This is a genomic window from Brenneria sp. hezel4-2-4 (genome assembly GCF_013155275.1).
Classification (GTDB): domain Bacteria; phylum Pseudomonadota; class Gammaproteobacteria; order Enterobacterales; family Enterobacteriaceae; genus Brenneria.
The window spans coordinates 436,179-457,268 of sequence record NZ_JABJXS010000001.1; the positions used below are offsets into that span (position 1 = coordinate 436,179).

The following is a 21,090-nucleotide window of genomic DNA, read 5'->3' on the forward strand; positions in this document are numbered from 1 at the left end:
TTTATTAGCATTCAAACTCATCATCTAACGCAATGTAAATATGGCCGATAAAACACAACCTACGTTTTTCATTCATGACTATGAGACATTCGGTAAGCACCCGGCCCGCGATCGGCCCGCGCAGTTTGCCGGAGTGCGCACCGATATGGATTTCAACATCATCGGCGATCCGCTGGTCATCTATTGCAAACCGGCGGATGATTATCTGCCGGAGCCTGAAGCGGTGATGATCACCGGCATCACGCCGCAGTTGGCCTTGGCCAAAGGCGTGAACGAAGCCGAGTTCGCCCGCCATATTCATGAAGCATTCAGCGTTCCCGGCACTTGCGTCATGGGCTATAACAACATCCGGTTCGATGACGAAGTCAGCCGCAATATCTTTTATCGTAATTTCTATGATCCTTACGCTTACAGTTGGCAAAACGGCAACTCGCGCTGGGATTTACTGGATGCGCTGCGCGCGTGCTATGCGCTGCGGCCGGAAGGAATTGTCTGGCCGGACAACGATGACGGCTTGCCCAGCTTCAGACTTGAACATTTAACCCGGGCCAACGGCGTCTCCCATGAACATGCCCACGACGCCATGTCCGACGTTTACGCCACCATCTCCATGGCCCGGCTGCTGAAGCAGGCTCAGCCCAAGCTTTTTGATTATCTTTTCCAGTTGCGCAACAAGAATAAGGTCAACGCACTGCTTGATATTCCGCAAATGAAACCCCTGGTTCATGTTTCCGGCATGTTTGGCGCGGCGAGGGGCAACACCAGTTGGGTGGCGCCGCTGGCGTGGCATCCCGACAACCGCAACGCCGTGATCATGTGCGATCTGGCCGGCGATATGACCCCGCTGCTGGATTTGGATGTCGATGAATTACGCCAACGGCTGTATACCCGCCGGGATCAACTGACGGCCGACCAGCAGGCCGTTCCCATCAAATTGGTTCATATCAACAAATGCCCGGTGCTTGCGCCCGCCAATACGCTGAGGCCGGAAGACGCGGCACGATTGGGTATTGATCGCCAACGGTGTCTGGATAATGTAAAACTGCTGCGGCAGAACAGTCAGATCAGAGAAAAAGTCGTGGCGCTGTTTGCCGAGTCGCCGGCATTTAGCGCGCCAAGCGATGTCGATCAACGTCTCTATGACGGCTTTTTTGGCGATGCCGATCGCATGGCGATGAAAATCATTCAGGCAACCGCGCCGCAAAATCTTCCCGCGTTGGATCTCAAATTCGTCGATGACCGTCTGGAGCCGCTGCTATTCCGCTATCGCGCCCGCAACTTTCCAAACACGCTGGACGACAGCGAACAGCAACGCTGGTTGCAGCATCGCCAGGGGGTGTTCACCGCGGAGCGGTTGCAGGAATACATTGCCGAATTGGATGCGCTATATCAGCGTTATGACGGGGATAAACAAAAAACCGATTTAATTAAGGCGCTGTGGGCTTACGCGCAAGATCTGGCGAGCTAGTCGCTCATTGCCGAAAGTCCGGGGCGGAGAACCGGTTCTCCGCCCTTTTCGTCCGGCTATTCAGCGAGGTGCCGGATAACTTAAATCAACTCTTCACTGCATTGCGGCACCGGTTGACGGAAACTGCGCGTGACGAAAGCCAGATAAAGCAGACCCATCGTTGCCCAAATCAGGCCGAGGGTCATGGAGCTTTCCTCCAGATTAACCCACAGCGCGCCAACGGTCAGCGCGCCCAGCACCGGTAAAATAAGGTAGTTGACGGTATCTTTCAGCGTGCGATTGCGGCGCTCGCGAATATAGAACTGTGAAATCACCGACAGGTTCACGAAGGTGAAGGCCACCAGCGCGCCGAAGTTAATCAACGCGGTAGCCGTTACCAAATCGAAAGAGACCGCCGAGAGCGCAATCGCGCCGACCAGCAATACGTTCAGCGATGGCGTCCGCCATTTCGGATGAATATAGCCAAAAAAGCGTTCGGGGAATACGCCATCGCGGCCCATCACATACATCAGGCGCGATACGCCGGCGTGCGCCGCCATCCCGGACGCCAGCACCGTCACGCAGGAAAAGACCAGAATAATCGACTGAAAAAATTTCCCGGCGACATACAGCATGATTTCCGGCTGCGAGGCGTCCGGATCGTTAAAGCGCGAGATATCCGGAAAGTACAGTTGCAGAAAATAGGCGACGGCGATAAAAATCACCCCGCCGATCAATGCGGTCAGAAAAATCGCTTTCGGGATAACATTGCCGGCATCCTGCGTTTCTTCAGACAATGAACTGATGCCGTCAAACCCCAGGAAAGAGAAGCAAAGGATCGTCGCGCCGGTGATCATCGGCACGACCTGCGCGTTTTCCGACCAGAAAGGTTGCGTGCTGACGAGCGTTCCGGCCCCTTCTCCGTGATAAACGCCCTGAATGACCAGTCCCAAAAACACGACCATGATGGCGACCTGCACCACCACGATGACGGAATTAAGATTGGCGACCACATTGATGCCGCGCAGGTTAAACAGCGTCATCAATCCGACCAGCGCCGCGACGAAAATCCATGACGGCACGCCGGGGAAAATGGCTTCAAGGTAGATTTTCGCCAGCAGAATATTGATCATCGGCATAAACAGATAGTCCAGCAGCGATGACCACCCCACCATAAATCCAACATGCGGGCTAATGGCTTTTTGTGCGTAGGTATAGGCGGAACCGGCGGATGGAAAGCGGCGAACGAGCTTGCCATAACTTAAGGCGGTAAACAGAATGCCTGCCAGGGCGAAGGCATAAGCGGTGGCGACGTGGCCGTCGGTCAGGCCGGAAACGATACCAAACGTATCAAAAATGGTCATTGGCTGCATATAAGCCAGCCCCATCATGACAACCGGCCATAACGTGAGTGTTCTTCTTAATTGCACACGTTTCGCGGAACTTACTGATTGCCCCATTATCCCTTTCCTCACGGTGGCTCACTGGCACACACAAGCAGACTTATCTATCCGGATCATTGTCCGGCCTCTTTAGTTGAAGACCTAAATGCAAAAAAATAACCGACGCTATGGAGCGTCGGTTATTTTGCAAGGCGCGTATTCTGCACCAGTCATTCCCGTCTGACAAGATGTTGAGAAATCCGGAAACAATTTTATGGCTATCGCGTTTTATTAAAAAGTCATCATGCGGCTGCGTGTAAGCACGTTGGCAAAAAAATCACAGTTCCTGAAACTTTCTTTTCTTCTCATTGTGTAATCTTTCAAGCTCGAAAATGACCTGTTGCAGGTCACGTTCCTGGGCGGCAGACAGCATCGGAAATTTAAAGCTCAGGCGCTGGGTGATTCTCACCTCGCCTTTATTATCCACGTCTTTCATCGTCGATTGACCGACAAACTGCAAATCCACGCAGAAGAACCCATATTCATCGAGATCCATCTCAACCCCGCTGATGATATCCCCTTCCTTCAATAACCCGGTGGTATCCCGATCGGTATACAGGCTTACCCCGCCGAGAGAGAGATCCCTGATGGTAAATTGAAAGCGGCTGTCATCCGGTAATTCGCCACGGCACAGCAATGGCGGCCAAAGCGGCGTATTAATACGGAAATAGGTTCTGCGCTGGATGAGGTAGAGTTGTTCCGGAATAGAGGCGGTGAACGCGGGTAAGCCTTGAAAATCAACCGTTCGGGCGATTTCAGCGCTAAACTCGACTTTAGCTCCGGTCGGTTCAGCCACGAAACTCAATGCTCCCGCATACAAGGCGCGGCTATTCTCGCGTTCGACGCCACCCAGATCAAAAATAAAAATGTTATTGTCGGGTATGACATCAAGTATTTTACTGATGAACTGACCACGAGAATGATGAACCATAACCGTGGTGTCATTTTTCTTTAATTCACGCAGCGTTGCGCAGATAGCCAGTTTGTTACGCTTAACAAACTGCTCTTTCAAATTTTCATCCACTACTTCCATCCCCACCGTTTAGCCAATGGTTTATATTTATGTTTTGACATGATAAATATTGCTTCAATCGGTATCGACCGGCACCGCTCACAACTTTAGAGCAAATGCCGAAAAAAATACAATAACCCGTCGGCAAATCAGCGCTTTCTCCTGACGCCGGAGGATCGCCGTTCTGGTCGTTGCTCTCCGCTGCCCGCAATGGGGAAACAACACCGCATATGCCTTTTATTTTCTGATTAAATACGCCGAATTGCTGTTTAAACGCTCATTTTTCACACCGAAAAATTGCTATTTATCATCTTCAAAAATAAACTCGGCTTAATAAGAATTTACTATGAATTTTTCGTATATTTGCACAATAAACCCCGTGCTTGCGCCCAACGCCAAGAGATCTTAATCACAAATTCTTATTACACCTTATAAAAAAACTAAAACTCCAGGCATGCGGACCGATAAATCATCTCGTCCATAAATCAAATAATATTTCCCATTATTCATCATGAGTGTGTTTTATACACGGAGAGGCACAATGCATTCTTTAATTTCCCGCATTCGTAATGTTAAAATTTCCCACAAGCTTTACATCGGCTTTGGCGTTGTCCTTCTATTGGTCATTATTGCATCGTATCTGAGCGTTAATCGATTTAAAGAAATTAGAAATATTTATGAAAAAACCAACCTGATATACAATATTAACATTGAGGTTTTTCAGGCTAAAATCAATCGGCTAAAATATTTTTACACTGCTGATGAACAGTCTCGCGAAGTTATGTCAAACTATATCAAACACGCGACTCAGTTTACCCAGGAAGCAAGTAAGTTGTCATGGAGCGCTGAGGAAATAGCACATATTAACGATATAGATCAGTATCTTGATGAATTTCAGACCACCATTGGCAACATGGGCGTCGCCACAAAGAAAACCGTTGATTACAAAGCACAAATAGACAGCCTTAATAATGAAAATCATCTTCAAAATTTCAACGATAATCTTTATCGTCAATTAATAGAGAACGATCTTTTTCATAAAATTAACGATTTTTCGTTATTAGTTGCGGAGATAAAAAATCACGCGTATGAACTTCAAATTAAAGGCACCGATGAGTCGCTAAAAAAACTGGAAGAAAAATTCAGTAATTCAGAAAAGGCTTATCAGGATATCGCCCCGGCTTTATTACCGGAGCAAAAGGTCTTAGTCGATGGCCTGTGGCGATATGCGGTCAACTACAAAACGCTTAATGAAGATTATTTTAAATCCCTGAACGAACTGAAACTGGCGGAGGATGCCGTTAAAGTTGCGGGCGATAAAAGTAGCGCGGCCCTTAAAGCCATCATTAACATTGTAAAAGAAAAAAATGATGTTCTGGCCTACGACTCCGCCAATATCACCATTATTATTGGTCTTATTGCCGTTATCATTGGCATCGCCGTTTCAATGTATATTACACGCCAAATCACCAAACCCGTTATTCACAATCTTTCTCTGGCTGAACAAATCGCCAGCGGCGATCTTACGGCTTCAATAACCGTCGATCGCCATGATGAACTAGGGCAATTGACCGCGGCAATGGCACGAATGAACGAAAAACTGCGCCGTATGATTAGCGATGTCCGCGACAGCGTGGATAGCGTCGCCAACTCGGCCGCCAAAATCGCGGTCGGCAATAACGACCTGTCGTCCCGTACGGAACAGCAGGCGGCCGCCGTGGTTGAAACCGCCGCCAGTATGGAAGAATTGACCTCCACGGTGAAGAACAATGCGGAAAATGCCCGACATGCCAGCCAGATAACGGCGGAAGCATCGCACAATGCTTATAAAGGGGGAGAAGTGGTGCGCAACGTGGTCAGCACCATGGATGACATCTCAGCCAGTTCCAGGAAAATCGCCGACATCACCGCCGTGATTAATAGTATCGCTTTTCAAACCAATATCCTGGCGCTGAACGCCGCCGTTGAAGCGGCCCGGGCCGGCGAGCAAGGACGTGGGTTCGCCGTCGTCGCCAGCGAAGTGCGTAACCTTTCTCAACGCAGCTCTCAGGCGGCCAAAGACATTGCCGGTCTGATATCCGAATCGGTTTCGCGCATTGATGTGGGTAACCAGTTGGTTGCCCAGGCGGGTGATACCATGGATCAAATCGTCGCTTCCGTTTCCCGGGTTAATGACATCATGAACGAAATCTCCGCCGCATCCGATGAGCAAAGCCGTGGGATTGAACAGATAGCCCGCGCAATCGGCGAACTGGACACCACGACCCAGCAGAACGCGGCGCTGGTGATGGAATCGTCTATTTCGGCCAACTCGCTGGAGGAACAGTCAGACCTGCTGGAAAAAATGGTGGCTAATTTCCGTTTGTCCCAGAACGAAAATCCCGCACAAACCAGGCTGGCGGCAATCACCCCGCCTTCAGCGCAAAAAACGCTGCCTCAGGCCAGCCGCGGCGCGGACACAACGGCGCCGAATAAAGACTGGTCGGCATTCTGATCCCCATGCCCTGATTGCCGCCAGGCTAATCAGGGCAACCTGAAATCTCAGGTTGCCTGCATTCTGTTACCCCAGCGGCATGGTCATCGGATCCGGATACTGATAGTCAAATCCGAGTTCATTGCAAATACGCTGACCATCAACGATACGGCCTGAAGCCGTATTTTCATCAGCGACAAACTGCGGCGGGGTTAATCCTAACTGACGAGCCTGCTCGGGATAATAATCCTGTTTCGCCGGGTGCCCCGGCGCACAGAGATTATACAGATGCCCGCCGTGCGGGCGTTTTAATAATAGCTGGATGGCTTCCAGCACATCTTCCTGATGAACCAGATTCACGCCGCGAGCGCCGCCGGTCAGCCCGGTTTTCCCGGCCAGAAAACGACCGGGGTGACGATCGATACCCACCAGTCCGGCCAACCGCAGGATATCCACCGAGGTATCCGGCAAATGTTGTAGCCACTGTTCGAGCGACACCAGTACCTTGCCGGCAATGGATACCGGTTGCAGCGGTGAGTTTTCCCGCACGACGCCGGTGGTATTGCCATACACGGAGGTTGAACTGGTGAAGATAATCCGCGGTACTTTAAAAACCCGGGCGGTATTAACCAACTGTTGCACCGCCTGAGCATAATGCTCCCCGCCCTGCGCCGTACGGCTGGCGGGCAACGTGATAATCAGCACATCCACCTGCAATAAGGCGGTTAACTCGTCGGCATCACACATCAGCTCAGGCGTCAGTCTGAGCTGATAGCACTCGATGCCGCTCAGCCGGGCGGCTTCAACGCCGTCAATGGTGGTTTTACTGCCGACAACCTGATAGCCATGACCATTCAGCGCCAACGCCAGCGGCATACCCAACCACCCCAGTCCGACAATCGCCACTTTCTTCATCATTCACTCTCCCGCACATCCGCCGCAATATTTATCGGGTACTTACCGTCGATGACACCCTGCACGATCAATCATCCCGCATCCAGTAAAAAAGTGTTGCACAAATACCCGCACATGGTTTAGGTTATCCGACAGGCAGTTACTCTATTGATACAACCAAGAGATAATTTATGACAAGCGTTCTGTTTAACCACCATCATCACCATCACCCTGACTAGTCTTTCAGGCGATTGGTGCTGGAAGACGTTCAGATCTTCCAGTGGCGCAGAACGAAAAGAGAGCCCTCGGAAGATCACTTCCGAGGGTTTTTTTATGGGCTGGCTTTCATGCCTCCCCCCTGCGGGCCGTTGCCAAGCAACGTTAAAAAAACGCTCCGCGGTTTTTTATAGCCCGATTTTTTTAGCATAGTATTTAATTTGACAGGTAATGAGGTTTCCATGCTGGATAAAACACGTTTACGGATAGCAATGCAGAAGTCAGGCCGCCTGAGCGATGATTCACGCGAACTGCTGGCACGTTGCGGTATCAAAATCAATCTGCAACAACAGCGTCTTATCGCGTTTGCTGAAAACATGCCGATCGACATTCTGCGCGTTCGTGATGACGATATTCCGGGACTGGTGATGGATGGCGTCGTCGATCTGGGCATCATCGGTGAAAACGTGCTGGAAGAAGAGTTGCTCAACCGCCGCGCCCAGGGCGAAGACCCTCGCTACTTTACCTTACGCCGTCTGGACTTTGGCGGCTGCCGTTTGTCGCTGGCCATGCCGCTGGACGAAGAATATACCGGCCCGCAGTGTCTGCAAAGCAAACGCATCGCCACCTCCTATCCTCACCTGCTCAAACAATATCTCGATAAACAAGCCATTGATTTCAAATCCTGTCTGCTGAACGGTTCGGTTGAAGTCGCGCCTCGCGCCGGGTTGGCGGACGCGATCTGCGATCTGGTATCGACGGGCGCCACGCTGGAAGCGAACGGCCTGCGCGAAGTCGAAGTCATCTACCGCTCCAAGGCCTGCCTGATTCAACGCGACGGTGAAATGTCCGCCGACAAACAACAGCTCATTGATAAATTGCTGACGCGTATGCAGGGCGTTATTCAGGCGCGTGAATCAAAATATATTATGTTGCACGCGCCAAGCGAACGGCTGGAAGAAGTCGTCGCCCTGCTGCCTGGCGCGGAGCGCCCGACCATTCTGCCGCTGGCCGGCGACCAAAGCCGCGTCGCCATGCATATGGTCAGCAGCGAAACCCTGTTCTGGGAAACCATGGAAAAACTCAAATCTCTCGGCGCCAGTTCCATTCTGGTATTGCCGATTGAGAAAATGATGGAGTAATGACGATGGCCGACAGCAACTTCAATACCCTGATTGACTGGCAAGCGTGTAGCGCCGAAGAACAGCGCCGGTTACTGACTCGCCCGGCGATCTCGGCGTCCGATCGCATCACCGGTATCGTAAAAGATATTCTGGCAACCGTGAAAAGCAGCGGCGACCAGGCATTACGTGTGTACAGCGCAACGTTTGATAAAGTTCAGATCGACGCTATCCGCGTCAGTGAAGCGGAAATCGCCGCGGCCTCGGCCCGTCTGGGCGAAGATGTGAAACAGGCGATGGCGGTGGCCGTGCGCAATATCGAAACCTTTCACAATGCGCAAAAACTCCCCACTGTCGATATCGAAACTCAGCCCGGGGTACGCTGCCAGCAGCTTACCCGCCCTATCGCCACCGTCGGCTTATATATTCCGGGCGGCTCGGCGCCGCTGCCTTCAACGGTGCTGATGCTGGGCACCCCGGCCCGCATCGCCGGCTGTCAACGCGTGGTGTTGTGTTCTCCCCCGCCCATTGCCGATGAAATTCTGTACGCCGCCCAGCTCTGCGGTATTCAGGAAGTGTTCCAACTGGGCGGCGCGCAGGCTATCGCCGCGATGGCCTTTGGCACGCAAAGCGTCCCCAAAGTGGATAAAATATTCGGCCCCGGCAACGCCTATGTTACCGAGGCCAAACGTCAGGTCAGTCAGCAGCTTGACGGCGCGGCGATTGATATGCCCGCCGGCCCGTCCGAAGTGCTGGTGATTGCCGACAGCGGCGCCACCCCGGCGTTTATTGCCGCCGACCTGCTGTCACAAGCGGAGCACGGCCCTGATTCACAGGTTATCCTGCTGACGCCCGACGCCGCATTGGCCAAAGCGGTGGCCGATGCCGTCGAGCAGCAGCTCGCCCAGCTTTCCCGCGCCGAGATCGCCCGGCAGGCGCTGTCCGGCAGCCGGGTCATTGTGGCCCGTGATTTAGCGCAATGTGTGGAAATCAGTAATCAATACGGCCCGGAACACTTGATCATTCAGACGCGCGATGCGGAAAAATGGGTCGACCGCATCACCAGCGCCGGTTCCGTTTTCCTGGGCGACTGGTCACCCGAATCGGCGGGCGACTATGCGTCCGGCACCAACCATGTATTGCCGACTTATGGCTATACCTCAACCTATTCAAGTTTGGGATTGGCGGATTTCCAGAAACGGATGACGGTGCAACAGTTAACGCCGCAGGGTTTGCTGCAACTGGCGCCGACCATCGAAACGCTGGCGCAGGCCGAACAGCTTACCGCCCACAAAAATGCCGTCACCCTGCGTGTCGCTGCCCTTAAGGAGCAAGCATGAGCATTGAACAACTGGCCCGCGCCAATGTGCGCGCCCTGACGCCCTATCAGTCTGCCCGCCGGCTGGGCGGTAACGGCGACGTGTGGCTGAATGCCAATGAATATCCGCAGGCGCCGGAATATCAGCTCACGCTATCGACGCTGAACCGCTATCCTGAATGTCAGCCCAAACAGGTGATTGAACGCTATGCCGAGTATGCCGGGTTAGCGCCGGAGCAGGTGCTGGTCAGCCGCGGCGCGGACGAAGGCATCGAACTGCTGATTCGGGCTTTCTGCGAGCCGGGTAAAGACGCCATTCTGTTCTGTCCGCCGACCTATGGCATGTATGCGGTAAGCGCCGAAACGTTCGGCGTGGAACGCCGTACCGCGCAAAGCACCCTTGACTGGCAGTTGGACATGGACTCCATCGAACGGCAACTGGACGGCGTAAAGCTGGTGTATGTATGCAGTCCCAATAATCCGACCGGCAATCTGGTGAAACAGGAAGACCTGCGTCGCCTGCTGGATCTGACCCGGGACAAAGCGCTGATCGTCGTCGACGAAGCCTACATTGAGTTCTGCCCGCAGGCCTCGACCGTCGGCTGGTTGGCGGACTACCCGCATCTGGTCATCCTGCGGACCCTGTCGAAAGCCTATGCGCTGGCCGGACTGCGCTGCGGCTTTACGCTGGCCAACGCGGATGTGATTGCCTTATTGCTGAAGGTGATTGCCCCGTACCCGCTGTCGCTGCCGGTTGCCGATATCGCCGCGCAGGCGCTGAGCGCGCAGGGGGTGGCGAACATGCGGCGAAACGTGGCCGAGGTGATGGAAAACCGGCGCTGGCTGGCCGACCAATTAGCGTCGCTGGCCTGTGTGGAAAAGGTATTCCCCAGCGAAAGCAACTATCTGCTGGTGCGTTTTACCGCCTCCAGCCAGGTTTTCAAGATTCTGTGGGATGAGGGCATTATCCTGCGCGATCAGAACAAACAGCCCGGGTTGTCCGGCTGTTTACGCATCACTATCGGCAACCGTTATGAATGCGAACGCGCCATCGACGCATTACGGTCATTGCCTGGAATCAACGCTTAATCTCAAGGAGCCAATGTGGGCCAGAAATATCTCTTTATCGACCGTGACGGAACATTGATTGCTGAGCCGCCCGAGGATTTTCAGGTTGACCGGTTGGATAAGCTGGCGTTTGAGCCGGAGGTTATTCCCTCTCTGCTGGCATTGCAAAAAGCCGGATTCAAGCTGGTGATGATCACCAATCAGGACGGACTCGGCACCGCCAGCTTCCCGCAGGAAACGTTCGATCCGCCGCATAATCTTATGATGCAAATCTTTACCTCGCAGGGGATCCGCTTTGAACAGGTGCTGATTTGTCCGCATTTGCCGTCGGACAACTGCGACTGCCGCAAACCCAAAACGGCGCTGGTGGAGGCCTTCCTACAAGGCAGCGTGATGGACAGCGCCAACAGCTATGTGATTGGCGACCGCGAAACCGACGTAACGCTGGCGCAAAACATGGGCATTACCGGCCTGCGTTATCAGCGTGAAGGCCTGAACTGGAGCGCCATCACCCACCAGCTCACCAAACGTAACCGCCACGCGCATGTCGAGCGAGTGACGCGCGAAACGGCCATTGACGTTAACGTCTGGCTGGATCAGGAAGGCGGCAGCAAGATCAACACCGGCGTCGGTTTTTTCGACCACATGCTGGATCAGATCGCCACTCACGGCGGTTTCCGCATGAACGTGGAAGTGAAAGGCGATCTGTATATCGACGACCACCACACGGTGGAAGATACCGGTCTGGCGCTGGGCGAAGCGCTCAGTAAAGCGTTGGGCGATAAACGCGGTATCGGCCGCTTTGGCTTCGTCCTGCCGATGGATGAATGCCTGGCGCGCTGCGCGCTGGATATCTCCGGGCGACCGCATCTGGAATACAAGGCCGAATTCAGCTACCAGCGGGTGGGCGATCTGAGTACGGAAATGGTCGAACATTTCTTCCGCTCGCTCTCCTATGCCATGGGCGTCACGCTACACTTGAAAACCAAAGGGCGTAACGACCATCACCGCGTCGAAAGCCTGTTTAAAGTCTTTGGCCGGGCGCTGCGTCAGGCCATTCGGGTTGAGGGCGATACGCTGCCGAGTTCAAAAGGGGTGTTGTGATGAAGGTTGTCATTCTGGATACCGGCTGCGCCAACCTGTCCTCCGTTGACTATGCGGTGCGGCGTTTAGGCTATCAGCCGGTGGTCAGCCGGGAAGCCGATGTGGTGCTGCATGCCGACAAACTGTTTTTACCCGGCGTCGGTACGGCGCAGGCGGCCATGAACCAGTTGGCCGAACGCGATCTGATCGATCTGATCAAAGCCTGTACCCAGCCGGTGTTGGGCATTTGTCTCGGCATGCAGTTGCTGGGTACATCCAGCGACGAAAACGGCGGCATTGCCACGCTCGGCATTATTGATACGCCGGTCAAACGCATGACGGATCACGGTTTGCCGCTGCCCCACATGGGCTGGAACCAGCTCGTTCCGCAGGCCGGGCACCGACTGTTCCGCGATATTGACGAAGACGCCTACTTCTACTTTGTCCACGGCTACGCCATGCCGGTCTGCCCGCATACCATTGCGCAGGCAAACTACGGCGAGCCTTTCACCGCCGCGGTGGAGAAAGATAATTTCTTTGGCGTGCAGTTTCACCCCGAGCGTTCCGGCGCGGCCGGCGCCCAACTGCTGAAAAACTTTCTGGAGATGTAAATCGTCATGATTATTCCCGCATTGGATCTGATCGACGGACAGGTCGTCCGGCTGCATCAGGGCGATTATGGACAGCAACGCCAGTACGGCAGCGATCCCCTGCCCCGGCTACAGGATTATCAGCGGCAGGGCGCGCAGGTGTTGCATCTGGTCGACCTGACCGGCGCCAAAGATCCTTCCGCCCGTCAAATTCCCCTGCTGAAGACGCTGCTGTCCGGCGTAAGCGTACCTGTCCAGGTCGGCGGCGGTATCCGCAGCGAGCACGATGTGGAAGCGCTGCTCGACGCCGGCGCCCGCCGCGTGGTGATTGGCTCCACCGCGGTAAAACAGCCGGCGCTGGTTCAACAATGGTTCACCCGCTATGGCGCACAAGCGCTGGTGCTGGCGTTGGATGTGCGCATTGACGCCAGCGGCGTCAAACAGGTGGCGATCAGCGGCTGGCAGGAGAATTCGGCCGCGACGCTGGAGCAAACCGTCGAACACTATCTGCCGTTTGGCCTGAAACACGTGCTGTGTACCGATATTTCACGCGACGGCACGCTCAGCGGCTCAAACGTCGAACTGTATCGTGAAATCTGCCAGCGCTATCCGCAGGTGGCCTTTCAGGCATCCGGCGGCATCGGTAACCTGGCGGATATTGCCAATTTGCGCGGTAGCGGCGTGCAGGGCGTGATCGTCGGACGTGCTCTGCTGGAAGGTAAATTTAACGTAGCGGAGGCCATTTCATGTTGGCAAAACGGATAATACCCTGTCTGGATGTTCGTGACGGGCAGGTGGTCAAAGGTGTACAGTTCCGCAACCATGAAATTATTGGTGATATTGTCCCACTGGCGCAGCGTTATGCGCAGGAAGGGGCCGATGAACTGGTATTTTACGATATCACCGCCTCATCGGACGGCCGCGTCGTCGATAAGAGCTGGGTCTCCCGCGTGGCTGAAGTGATTGATATCCCTTTCTGCGTCGCCGGCGGCATCAAGAGCATAGAAGAAGCCGGGCAAATACTCTCTTTCGGCGCGGATAAGATCTCGATTAACTCACCGGCGCTGGCCGATCCGACGTTGATTACCCGCCTTGCCGATCGTTACGGCGTACAATGCATCGTGGTGGGTATTGATACCTGGCATGATGCGGCAACCGGCCGTTATCACGTTAATCAATACACCGGCGATGAAACGCGCACCAAAGTCACGACCTGGGAAACACTGGATTGGGTGGCGGAAGTACAAAAGCGCGGCGCGGGTGAAATCGTACTGAATATGATGAACCAGGACGGCGTGCGCAACGGCTACGATTTACATCAGCTCAAGCTGGTGCGTGAGGCGTGTCATGTTCCGCTGATTGCCTCCGGCGGCGCCGGCACCATGGAGCATTTCCTGGCCGCCTTTCAGGATGCTCAGGTTGACGGCGCGCTCGCGGCATCGGTATTTCATAAACAGATCATTAATATTGGTGAACTGAAACACTATCTTAAGCAACAAGGCGTGGAGATTCGGGTGTGTTAAGCGAACAGCGTATTTTAAACGACGAACAAAGAAACCAACTCGATTGGGAAAAAACTGACGGCCTGCTGCCGGTTATAGTGCAGCATGCGGTTTCCGGTGAAGTCCTGATGTTGGGCTATATGAATCAGGATGCGCTGAAAGCGACGGAAAGCAGTGGCAAAGTGACGTTTTTTTCCCGTACCAAACAGCGTTTGTGGACCAAGGGAGAATCTTCCGGCAACTTTCTCCACGTGGCGTCAATTACGCCGGATTGCGATAACGACACGCTGTTGGTTCTGGCGAATCCCATTGGACCGACCTGCCATCGGGGCAGCAGCAGTTGCTTCTCTCCCGCCGCCAGCGAGTGGCAATTCCTGTATGAACTGGAACGGTTGCTCGGCGAGCGTAAGAGCGCCGATCCGGCCAGCTCTTATACCGCCCGCTTATATGCCAGCGGCACCAAGCGCATTGCGCAGAAAGTGGGCGAAGAGGGTCTGGAAACCGCGTTGGCCGCCACCGTTCACGATCGGGAGGAGTTGACCAACGAAGCGGCGGACTTAATGTATCATCTGCTGGTGTTGCTACAGGATCAGGATTTGGATCTTGCCACTATCATTAACCGTTTACGCGAACGGCACCAATAATCATCGCTCGGGCATTCCTGTCAGCGGGATGCCCGGTTTAACCTCGATCGACCGCTGATTACAGCCTGTTCGTCTCTTCTTCTGAGACTCTCACTGCACCATTTTCGTACAAATCGATAGCCAAAACGGTGCATTGCACCACGCCTTTGTGACCATGCCTCTACCTCTTATGCGGGCATGAAATCGGCATTCTCATTATTAATCAACTGATAATCATCGCGGCAATATCACTGGCACAAAATATGCTTAGTTCTATAAATAGGAACCAGGTTCCATTTTATGAGACTTTGTATGAGCATATTAAATACCACGGCGGCCATTCTGAACTTAATGAGTCAGCTAAAACGCGGTATTACCGCCGGCGATATCATTACCCATTTGCAGTTGCCCAAAAGCACCACCTCCAGAGTGCTGAAGCAACTTTGCGAAACCGGATTTCTAAGCAAGGATACCCATAGCGCCACCTATCACCCGGCATTAATGCTGCTGGAAGTGGCTTATCTGGCGCATCGCACCTCGTCGCTTACCGACGACATTGAAAAGGCGCTACGCGCTTTATGTCACGCTACCGGCCATACGGGTTATCTTTCGGTATTGGATGGGGCGGATATTCTGGTGTTGCGGGTGATCCCCGGACGCCATGCGTTGCAGGTCATGACCTATCCGGGAACCCGTTCCCCCTGCTGGGCGACATCGACCGGTCGTTCCCTGCTCTCACGCTTTACCCCTGAGCAGTTGCATTCCTATTTCGACGACACGCTATCACCCGAGAGCAAAACGCAGATCGCATTCGAACGGCTGGAGGAACAGCTCCAGACGGTCAGGGAACAACGCTGGTCTTCCGCTATCAACGAAGCCGTTTCCGGCACCGCTTCGATCAGTTGTTCGGTAAAAAATCCGCAAAGCGGCGAAGCCATCGCTTTTTGTCTGACATTCCCGGCCAGCATGGCGAATGAACAGGAAATACAGCATCTGGCAAGGCAGCTTGGCAACGCCGCCATGTCAATCGGCAAGAAATACGGCGATCCGTACTGGTTACGGTGAGTCCGTAAATTAAAAAAACAAGCATCTTCTTTTAACATCAGGAGTGGTATTACATGTCAGATCATTCATCCCTCCACCAGACGAATCATCCGGGGAAAGAGAAAAAACCGCATCACGCAAGCTTTAATCCGCTGACGTTGGTATTTCTGGTCATCCTGAGTCTGTTTGGCGCGGTTATCGGCATTCAACTATTGACGACCTTGGGCGTCACGCCCAACACCTCAATTATCGGCGCATTGATCGCGATGATTATTGCCCGTGTTCCACTACAGCTGTTACGCCGCTTCCGCTCGATCCACGTGCAAAATCTGGCGCAGACGGCCATTTCCTCAGCTACCTTTGGCGCGGCCAACAGTCTGTTGCTGCCTATCAGCGTGTTATGGCTGTTTGGCCGGCCCGATCTGGTCGTACCGGTATTTATCGGCGTCTCTCTGGCCATGTTGCTGGACGCTTTTCTGCTTTACCGGATGTTCAATACTTCCGTGTTTCCGGCGACCGGGACATGGCCGCCGGGGGTAGCGGCCGCAGAGTCGATCAAGGCCGGCGATCGGGGGGGCAGCCAGGCGGCGATCCTCAGCGCCGGGGTGGCTATCGGCGCCATCGGTTCCTGGTTCAAGTTGCCGATGGCCGCATTGGGTACGGCGTTCATCGGTAATATCTGGGCGCTTACCATGTTTGGTATCGGTCTATTATTACGCGGCTACAGCCAGCCCATTTTGGGCATTGATATTAATAAAAATTACATTCCGCACGGCATGATGATCGGCGCCGGCCTCGTCGCGCTTGTTCAGGTGGTTATGCTAATCCGCGGTAAAAAAACCACCCAGACAGTGCTGTCGGCCGCAGCACTGAAAGCCGCCAATGACGACCGCCGGCATATTCTCAGCGCACTCCGCATGGGCGCCATCGGCTATATTGTGCTGGCGATGCTGATTGCGGCGGGCACCGGGCTTTATAGCGAAATGTCCATCGTCATGTTGCTGGCGTTTATTCTCTATGCCGCTTTTGCCGCTTTTATCCACGAATTGATTGTCGGACTGGCGGCCATGCACTCCGGCTGGTTCCCCGCATTTGCCGTCGCCTTGATCACCTTGATTATCGGTATGATGATCGGTTTTCCATTGCTGGCGTTGGCCGTACTGTGCGCCTTTTCCGTCGCCACCGGTCCCGCTTTTGCCGATATGGGTTATGACCTGAAGGCCGGGTTTATCTTGCGGGACAACGGCGCCGATCCCGCTTTTGAATTGGAAGGACGTCGCCAGCAGCTATTTGCCGCCATGATCGCCTTTATCATCGCCATCCCGGTGGTTTATTTCTCCTATCAAAGTTATTTCCAGAATAATTTGGTTCCTCCCGTCGCTAAAGTGTATGTCGCAACCATTCAGGCCGGCGTGTCGATGGATATCGCTAAATCCCTGATGATCTGGGCGGTGCCGGGCGCATTGATCCAATGGCTGGGCGGTTCAAAACGTCAACTGGGCGTTCTGCTGGCGACCGGTCTGCTGATCACCAATCCCTTGGCCGGCTGGGCGGTATTGCTGGGGATTACGCTACGCCTGCTGGTCATAAAAGTCGGCGGAGAAGAAATGCGTAACCGGATGGAAGTTTTTGCCGCCGGACTGATTGCCGGAGATGCCATCTTTAATTTCTTTAACTCGATTCTCGCCAGCAAGATCGGCGGAAAATAACGCTAATAAACTATTTTTGTACGCAACGAATGTCACATCATCTAACCATGAGAGAGTAAAATGAGCCTGTTACAAACCTTACACGTATTCGAAGCGCTTGATAGCGCCGCCGCCAGCGGAAAAACCGTGGTTGAGCTGCTGTCCGCCTATCCCGATGTCAATGTCAGCGTGACGGAATTCAAGGGCGATAAAGGAAAAACGGACTTTGTTAAAATCGTTATTCCCGGCAACGCCGGCAAACACGCCGGCGGCCAGGCTCCGACGCTGGGTATTGTTGGACGTTTAGGCGGCATTGGCGCCCGACCGGAGCGCATCGGGCTGGTTTCCGATGGCGATGGCGCCGTCGCCGCCATCGCCGCCGCGTTAAAGCTGGCGCATATGCAAACACAGGGAGACACGCTGCCGGGCGATGTGATTATCACCACCCATATCTGCCCGGACGCACCAACCCGGCCGCACGAACCGGTGGACTTTATGGACTCTCCGGTCGATACCGAAGATATGAACGAACAGGAAGTCATGCCGGAAATGGATGCGGTGCTGTCTATTGATACCACAAAAGGCAACCGTATCATCAACCACAAGGGATTTGCCATTTCACCCACCGTGAAACAGGGTTACATTCTGCGCGTAGCCGATGATTTGCTGCGCATTATGGAAATGACCAGCGGCAAACTTCCGGTCACGTTCCCGATCACCACCCAGGATATCACCCCGTACGGCAATGGCGTGTTTCATCTGAACAGCATTCTGCAACCCTCCATTGCGACTTCAGCTCCGGTGGTCGGCGTGGCGATCACCGCTGAAAGCGCGGTGCCTGGCTGCGGAACCGGCGCCAGCCATGAGGTGGATATCGCCGCCGCCGCCAAATTCGTGGTCGAAGTGGCTAAAGAGTTTACCCGCAATACCTGCCGCTTCTTCGATCGGGACGAATACGATCGCCTGATTGAACTCTACGGTTCGCTGGCCCACTTGCAAAAACGCCAATAATGGAGATGTCGATGCCTCTGCTCGGTACATTGACCATCGGTCAGGCGCCTCGCGCCGATATTACCCCCATACTGGCGTCACACCTGCCGGCGGGAACGCGCTGCATTCATGCCGGGGTTCTGGACGGTTTGGATAAAACGGCCATTGAGCGGCAATTCGCTCCGCAGCCGGACGATGCGCTGTTAACCAGCCGTTTGCTGGACGGCAGCGCGGTTATTTTAGGCAAAGCGGCGGTACATCAAGCGATCCAACAAAAGCTGCATTACCTCGAGCAACAGGGGTGTTCACTGATTCTCTTGCTGTGCACCGGCGAGTTTCATGGTCTTTCCTGCCAGCAGGCATGGCTGGTTGAACCCGACCAGGTGGTTCCTCCCGTTGCCGCCACGCTGATCGGTGAGCGTCAGGCCGGCATCCTCGTGCCGCTGGCGAAACAGATCGCCAGCGAAGGGCAAAAATGGGGCGATATGCGCCATCCGCCGGTTTATGCGACGGTTTCGCCTTACGACGGCAGCCGGGATGAGTTGATACAGGCAGCGCTCGCCTTAAAAGACCAGCAGGCAGAAGTCATCATTATGGATTGTATGGGTTATACCGAGTGGCACCGACAGCAGGTTCGTCAAGCGACCGGTTTGCCGGTGTTGCTTTCCAACGCGCTGATAGCCCGCCTGATCGCCGGGCTACTTTAACCACAAGGAATACCTTATGGAGCTATTACTGTTAAGCAACGGAACGCTGCCGGGGAAAAACTATCTGGAACATGCCCTGAACGCCATTCAGGCACGGGTGAAAACCCGGCGGAATGCATTGTTTATCCCTTTTGCCGGGGTGACAACGAGCTGGGATGATTATACGCAAAAAGTGCGACACGCATTATCGGCGATAGATATCACTATTACCCCGATTCACACCCAGACGGACCCGCAGCAGGCCGTACTTGATGCTGATATCATCATCGTCGGCGGCGGAAATACCTTTAACCTGCTGAAATGTTGTCGTGAGCGGGGATTGCTTAGCGCCATCCGCCAACGCGTCCTGGAGGGCGCGGCTTATATCGGCTGGAGCGCCGGCGCTAATCTGGCCTGTCCGACGATTTGCACCACCAACGATATGCCCATTGTCGATCCGCAAGGATTTGATGCGCTGAATCTGATCGACTTCCAGATCAACCCGCATTACACCAACAAACTTCCCGATGGGCATCAGGGGGAAACCCGGAACCAGAGGTTAGCCGAACTGTTGATGGCCCAGCCGGACATCACCATTATCGGCCTGCCTGAAGGGGATTGGTTGACCGTCGACGATCGACAGGTCTGGCTGAACGGCCCCTACCCGGCAATACGGTTTACCGCGCGGCAACCGCCGCAGACGCTGGCTTGCGGCGAAATACGCCTGTCATAACCTCAGCGGTTGTTATCCATAAATAAGGAGCGCCCATGACACTCGGCATTATTCGCGTACTTACCACGCAGGATCAAACCCTGCTTGAAGAGCACGGTCGCCTGCTTGAGCAGGAGTATGGTTTGTCATCCATCAGCCGTTGTATTTCCGAACAGGAACACGGCATTTTTGACCAGCGCAGTGAAGCCATCGCCGTCCCTAAAATCATTGCGCTCGGTCAGTCCTTTCAACAAGCAGGATGCCAGGCTATCTTTCTTAGCTGCGCCGCCGACCCCGGTCTTGAACAACTGCGTCAGGCGGTCACCATCCCGGTTATCAGCGCGGGCAGCGCCTGCGCCCGGATAGCCGCCAGTCTGAAATTACCCGTTGCGGTTATCGGAATTGGCGGCCAGGCGCCCGCGCCTTTCAGGCGGTTATTGGGGGAGGAGGTTGCCTACGCGCGTCCGGATGGCGTAACGCAAACCACCGATTTGTTGACGCCGGAAGGAAAAGAAAGCGCATTCGCCTGCGCCCGACAGCTCTATGATAACGGCGCGAAGGCGATCGCATTTTCCTGCACCGGCTTATCGACTATCGCCCTGGCGTCGCGTATCAGGCAAGAAATAGGTTGCGTTGCCATCGATGCCGTTAGTGCCGCGGGTATGTTTGCCATTGAGTGGTTAGGTTCGCCGGCATCGTCCAGCCGCTAATACATAACCGTCGCCGTCAAGCTATCGCACCATAAAAAATGGCACCTTTTCAGGTGCCATTCAGGAAATTCTCTTGCAAGCAAGACTACAGTCCATCAGCCGAAAATAGCGGCATGATTAACCGTAGATATTGGCGCGATCGCGCAATTCTTTACCCGGCTTGAAGTGAGGGACGTACTTGCCTTCCAGCTCAACTTTTTCACCCGTTTTCGGATTGCGACCAACGCGTGGTGCACGGTAGTGAAGTGAAAAACTGCCGAACCCACGGATCTCAATACGATCACCTTCGGCCAACGTTGTGGCCATCTGCTCGAGCATCTCTTTCACTGCATCCTCAACCACTTTGGCGGGGATATGAGATTGCTGTCCAGCAAGTCTTTCAATAAGTTCAGACTTGGTCATGGTTCCTCCAAGTACGTGATTACGTGAATAACCACGATAACTTACTACCGTTTCAAGAGTGAGCAACCA

Annotated in this window: 21 protein-coding genes and 1 other annotated feature; of the genes, 17 read left to right on the forward strand and 4 right to left on the reverse strand. The window is 54.1% G+C overall.

All coding sequences use genetic code 11. The features are described from left to right. Window positions 1-40 precede the first annotated feature (40 nt). Window positions 41-1,468, forward strand: a complete 1,428-nt coding sequence (gene sbcB, locus HOY33_RS02055; protein WP_172288083.1) for an exodeoxyribonuclease I — start codon at window positions 41-43, stop codon at window positions 1,466-1,468. A gap of 80 nt (window positions 1,469-1,548) precedes the next feature. Here the strand turns inward: sbcB and HOY33_RS02060 are convergent, their stop codons facing one another. Both HOY33_RS02060 and HOY33_RS02065 read right to left on the reverse strand, forming a co-directional pair. Next, a complete protein-coding gene (locus tag HOY33_RS02060; protein WP_172288085.1) occupies window positions 1,549-2,907 on the reverse strand; it encodes an APC family permease in 1,359 nt (452 codons plus the stop codon). A gap of 259 nt (window positions 2,908-3,166) precedes the next feature. Next, window positions 3,167-3,922, reverse strand: a complete 756-nt coding sequence (locus HOY33_RS02065; protein ID WP_172288794.1) for a flagellar brake protein — start codon at window positions 3,920-3,922, stop codon at window positions 3,167-3,169. Between the two features lie 520 nt (window positions 3,923-4,442). On the opposite strand from HOY33_RS02065, the gene HOY33_RS02070 reads away from it, so the two are divergent. After that, window positions 4,443-6,395, forward strand: a complete 1,953-nt coding sequence (locus tag HOY33_RS02070) for a methyl-accepting chemotaxis protein (protein ID WP_172288086.1) — start codon at window positions 4,443-4,445, stop codon at window positions 6,393-6,395. A gap of 66 nt (window positions 6,396-6,461) precedes the next feature. Here the strand turns inward: HOY33_RS02070 and HOY33_RS02075 are convergent, their stop codons facing one another. After that, a complete protein-coding gene (locus HOY33_RS02075) occupies window positions 6,462-7,289 on the reverse strand; it encodes an SDR family oxidoreductase (RefSeq protein ID WP_172288796.1) in 828 nt (275 codons plus the stop codon). A 170-nt stretch (window positions 7,290-7,459) separates the two neighbouring features. Between HOY33_RS02075 and hisL the strand changes: the two genes are divergently transcribed. The 15 genes from hisL (at window position 7,460) to HOY33_RS02150 (ending at window position 20,619) form a co-directional block, all read left to right on the forward strand. Then, window positions 7,460-7,507: a his operon leader peptide gene (gene hisL / locus HOY33_RS02080; protein WP_121514178.1), complete on the forward strand. Its 48-nt coding sequence runs from the start codon at window positions 7,460-7,462 to the stop codon at window positions 7,505-7,507. Continuing rightward, window positions 7,483-7,603 (forward strand) — a sequence feature (His leader region). It overlaps the preceding gene by 25 nt. Window positions 7,604-7,726: 123 nt before the next feature. Further along, window positions 7,727-8,626 carry an ATP phosphoribosyltransferase gene (gene hisG, locus HOY33_RS02085; protein ID WP_172288088.1) on the forward strand — a complete coding sequence of 300 codons (900 nt, stop codon included), beginning with the start codon at window positions 7,727-7,729 and terminating at the stop codon, window positions 8,624-8,626. 5 nt (window positions 8,627-8,631) lie between these two features. Next, window positions 8,632-9,945: a histidinol dehydrogenase gene (gene hisD / locus HOY33_RS02090; protein ID WP_172288089.1), complete on the forward strand. Its 1,314-nt coding sequence runs from the start codon at window positions 8,632-8,634 to the stop codon at window positions 9,943-9,945. Next, the gene (gene hisC, locus HOY33_RS02095) at window positions 9,942-11,012 is read left to right on the forward strand and encodes a histidinol-phosphate transaminase (RefSeq protein WP_172288091.1); all 1,071 of its coding nucleotides are present in this window, start codon (window positions 9,942-9,944) and stop codon (window positions 11,010-11,012) included. Before hisD ends, hisC begins: the two co-directional genes overlap by 4 nt. 15 nt (window positions 11,013-11,027) lie before the next feature. Beyond that, window positions 11,028-12,095, forward strand: coding sequence for a bifunctional histidinol-phosphatase/imidazoleglycerol-phosphate dehydratase HisB (gene hisB / locus HOY33_RS02100; RefSeq protein WP_172288092.1), 1,068 nt, complete (start codon window positions 11,028-11,030; stop codon window positions 12,093-12,095). After that, window positions 12,095-12,685 (forward strand): imidazole glycerol phosphate synthase subunit HisH, encoded by a 591-nt coding sequence (gene hisH / locus HOY33_RS02105; protein ID WP_172288094.1) that lies wholly within the window; start codon window positions 12,095-12,097, stop codon window positions 12,683-12,685. The genes hisB and hisH overlap by 1 nt, the downstream gene beginning before the upstream one ends. Window positions 12,686-12,691: 6 nt before the next feature. Beyond that, a complete protein-coding gene (hisA, locus tag HOY33_RS02110) occupies window positions 12,692-13,429 on the forward strand; it encodes a 1-(5-phosphoribosyl)-5-[(5-phosphoribosylamino)methylideneamino]imidazole-4-carboxamide isomerase (RefSeq protein WP_172288095.1) in 738 nt (245 codons plus the stop codon). Further along, on the forward strand, window positions 13,411-14,187 hold the full coding sequence (gene hisF / locus HOY33_RS02115) for an imidazole glycerol phosphate synthase subunit HisF (RefSeq protein ID WP_172288097.1): 777 nt from the start codon (window positions 13,411-13,413) through the stop codon (window positions 14,185-14,187). The genes hisA and hisF overlap by 19 nt, the downstream gene beginning before the upstream one ends. An 11-nt stretch (window positions 14,188-14,198) precedes the next feature. After that, window positions 14,199-14,810 carry a bifunctional phosphoribosyl-AMP cyclohydrolase/phosphoribosyl-ATP diphosphatase HisIE gene (hisIE, locus tag HOY33_RS02120; RefSeq protein WP_172288798.1) on the forward strand — a complete coding sequence of 204 codons (612 nt, stop codon included), beginning with the start codon at window positions 14,199-14,201 and terminating at the stop codon, window positions 14,808-14,810. A 291-nt stretch (window positions 14,811-15,101) separates the two neighbouring features. Beyond that, complete coding sequence (locus HOY33_RS02125) at window positions 15,102-15,854, forward strand: IclR family transcriptional regulator (RefSeq protein ID WP_172288099.1); 753 nt, start codon at window positions 15,102-15,104, stop codon at window positions 15,852-15,854. A 53-nt stretch (window positions 15,855-15,907) separates the two neighbouring features. Then, window positions 15,908-17,542, forward strand: coding sequence for an OPT/YSL family transporter (locus HOY33_RS02130; RefSeq protein WP_172288101.1), 1,635 nt, complete (start codon window positions 15,908-15,910; stop codon window positions 17,540-17,542). A gap of 60 nt (window positions 17,543-17,602) precedes the next feature. After that, complete coding sequence (locus HOY33_RS02135; protein ID WP_172288103.1) at window positions 17,603-18,532, forward strand: DUF1177 domain-containing protein; 930 nt, start codon at window positions 17,603-17,605, stop codon at window positions 18,530-18,532. 11 nt (window positions 18,533-18,543) lie between these two features. Next, the gene (locus HOY33_RS02140; RefSeq protein ID WP_253906908.1) at window positions 18,544-19,218 is read left to right on the forward strand and encodes an AroM family protein; all 675 of its coding nucleotides are present in this window, start codon (window positions 18,544-18,546) and stop codon (window positions 19,216-19,218) included. A gap of 16 nt (window positions 19,219-19,234) precedes the next feature. Continuing rightward, the gene (pepE, locus tag HOY33_RS02145; protein ID WP_172288107.1) at window positions 19,235-19,930 is read left to right on the forward strand and encodes a dipeptidase PepE; all 696 of its coding nucleotides are present in this window, start codon (window positions 19,235-19,237) and stop codon (window positions 19,928-19,930) included. A gap of 35 nt (window positions 19,931-19,965) precedes the next feature. Then, complete coding sequence (locus tag HOY33_RS02150; protein ID WP_172288109.1) at window positions 19,966-20,619, forward strand: aspartate/glutamate racemase family protein; 654 nt, start codon at window positions 19,966-19,968, stop codon at window positions 20,617-20,619. A 117-nt stretch (window positions 20,620-20,736) separates the two neighbouring features. Here the strand turns inward: HOY33_RS02150 and ihfB are convergent, their stop codons facing one another. Further along, window positions 20,737-21,087: an integration host factor subunit beta gene (gene ihfB / locus HOY33_RS02155; RefSeq protein ID WP_255556128.1), complete on the reverse strand. Its 351-nt coding sequence runs from the start codon at window positions 21,085-21,087 to the stop codon at window positions 20,737-20,739. Window positions 21,088-21,090: the final 3 nt, after the last annotated feature.

Excerpts from the sequence above, each read along its gene's own strand:
- HOY33_RS02150 (WP_172288109.1), top strand. The coding sequence starts at position 19,966 with ATGACACTCGGCATTATTCGCGTACTTACCACGCAGGATCAAACCCTG.
- HOY33_RS02070 (WP_172288086.1), top strand. The coding sequence starts at position 4,443 with ATGCATTCTTTAATTTCCCGCATTCGTAATGTTAAAATTTCCCACAAG.
- hisD (WP_172288089.1), top strand. The coding sequence starts at position 8,632 with ATGGCCGACAGCAACTTCAATACCCTGATTGACTGGCAAGCGTGTAGC.
- hisG (WP_172288088.1), top strand. The coding sequence starts at position 7,727 with ATGCTGGATAAAACACGTTTACGGATAGCAATGCAGAAGTCAGGCCGC.
- HOY33_RS02065 (WP_172288794.1), bottom strand. The coding sequence starts at position 3,922 with ATGGAAGTAGTGGATGAAAATTTGAAAGAGCAGTTTGTTAAGCGTAAC.
- HOY33_RS02125 (WP_172288099.1), top strand. The coding sequence starts at position 15,102 with ATGAGCATATTAAATACCACGGCGGCCATTCTGAACTTAATGAGTCAG.
- HOY33_RS02140 (WP_253906908.1), top strand. The coding sequence starts at position 18,544 with ATGCCTCTGCTCGGTACATTGACCATCGGTCAGGCGCCTCGCGCCGAT.
- HOY33_RS02130 (WP_172288101.1), top strand. The coding sequence starts at position 15,908 with ATGTCAGATCATTCATCCCTCCACCAGACGAATCATCCGGGGAAAGAG.
- sbcB (WP_172288083.1), top strand. The coding sequence starts at position 41 with ATGGCCGATAAAACACAACCTACGTTTTTCATTCATGACTATGAGACA.
- pepE (WP_172288107.1), top strand. The coding sequence starts at position 19,235 with ATGGAGCTATTACTGTTAAGCAACGGAACGCTGCCGGGGAAAAACTAT.
- HOY33_RS02060 (WP_172288085.1), bottom strand. The coding sequence starts at position 2,907 with ATGGGGCAATCAGTAAGTTCCGCGAAACGTGTGCAATTAAGAAGAACA.
- hisF (WP_172288097.1), top strand. The coding sequence starts at position 13,411 with ATGTTGGCAAAACGGATAATACCCTGTCTGGATGTTCGTGACGGGCAG.
- hisH (WP_172288094.1), top strand. The coding sequence starts at position 12,095 with ATGAAGGTTGTCATTCTGGATACCGGCTGCGCCAACCTGTCCTCCGTT.
- hisA (WP_172288095.1), top strand. The coding sequence starts at position 12,692 with ATGATTATTCCCGCATTGGATCTGATCGACGGACAGGTCGTCCGGCTG.
- hisC (WP_172288091.1), top strand. The coding sequence starts at position 9,942 with ATGAGCATTGAACAACTGGCCCGCGCCAATGTGCGCGCCCTGACGCCC.
- HOY33_RS02075 (WP_172288796.1), bottom strand. The coding sequence starts at position 7,289 with ATGAAGAAAGTGGCGATTGTCGGACTGGGGTGGTTGGGTATGCCGCTG.
- HOY33_RS02135 (WP_172288103.1), top strand. The coding sequence starts at position 17,603 with ATGAGCCTGTTACAAACCTTACACGTATTCGAAGCGCTTGATAGCGCC.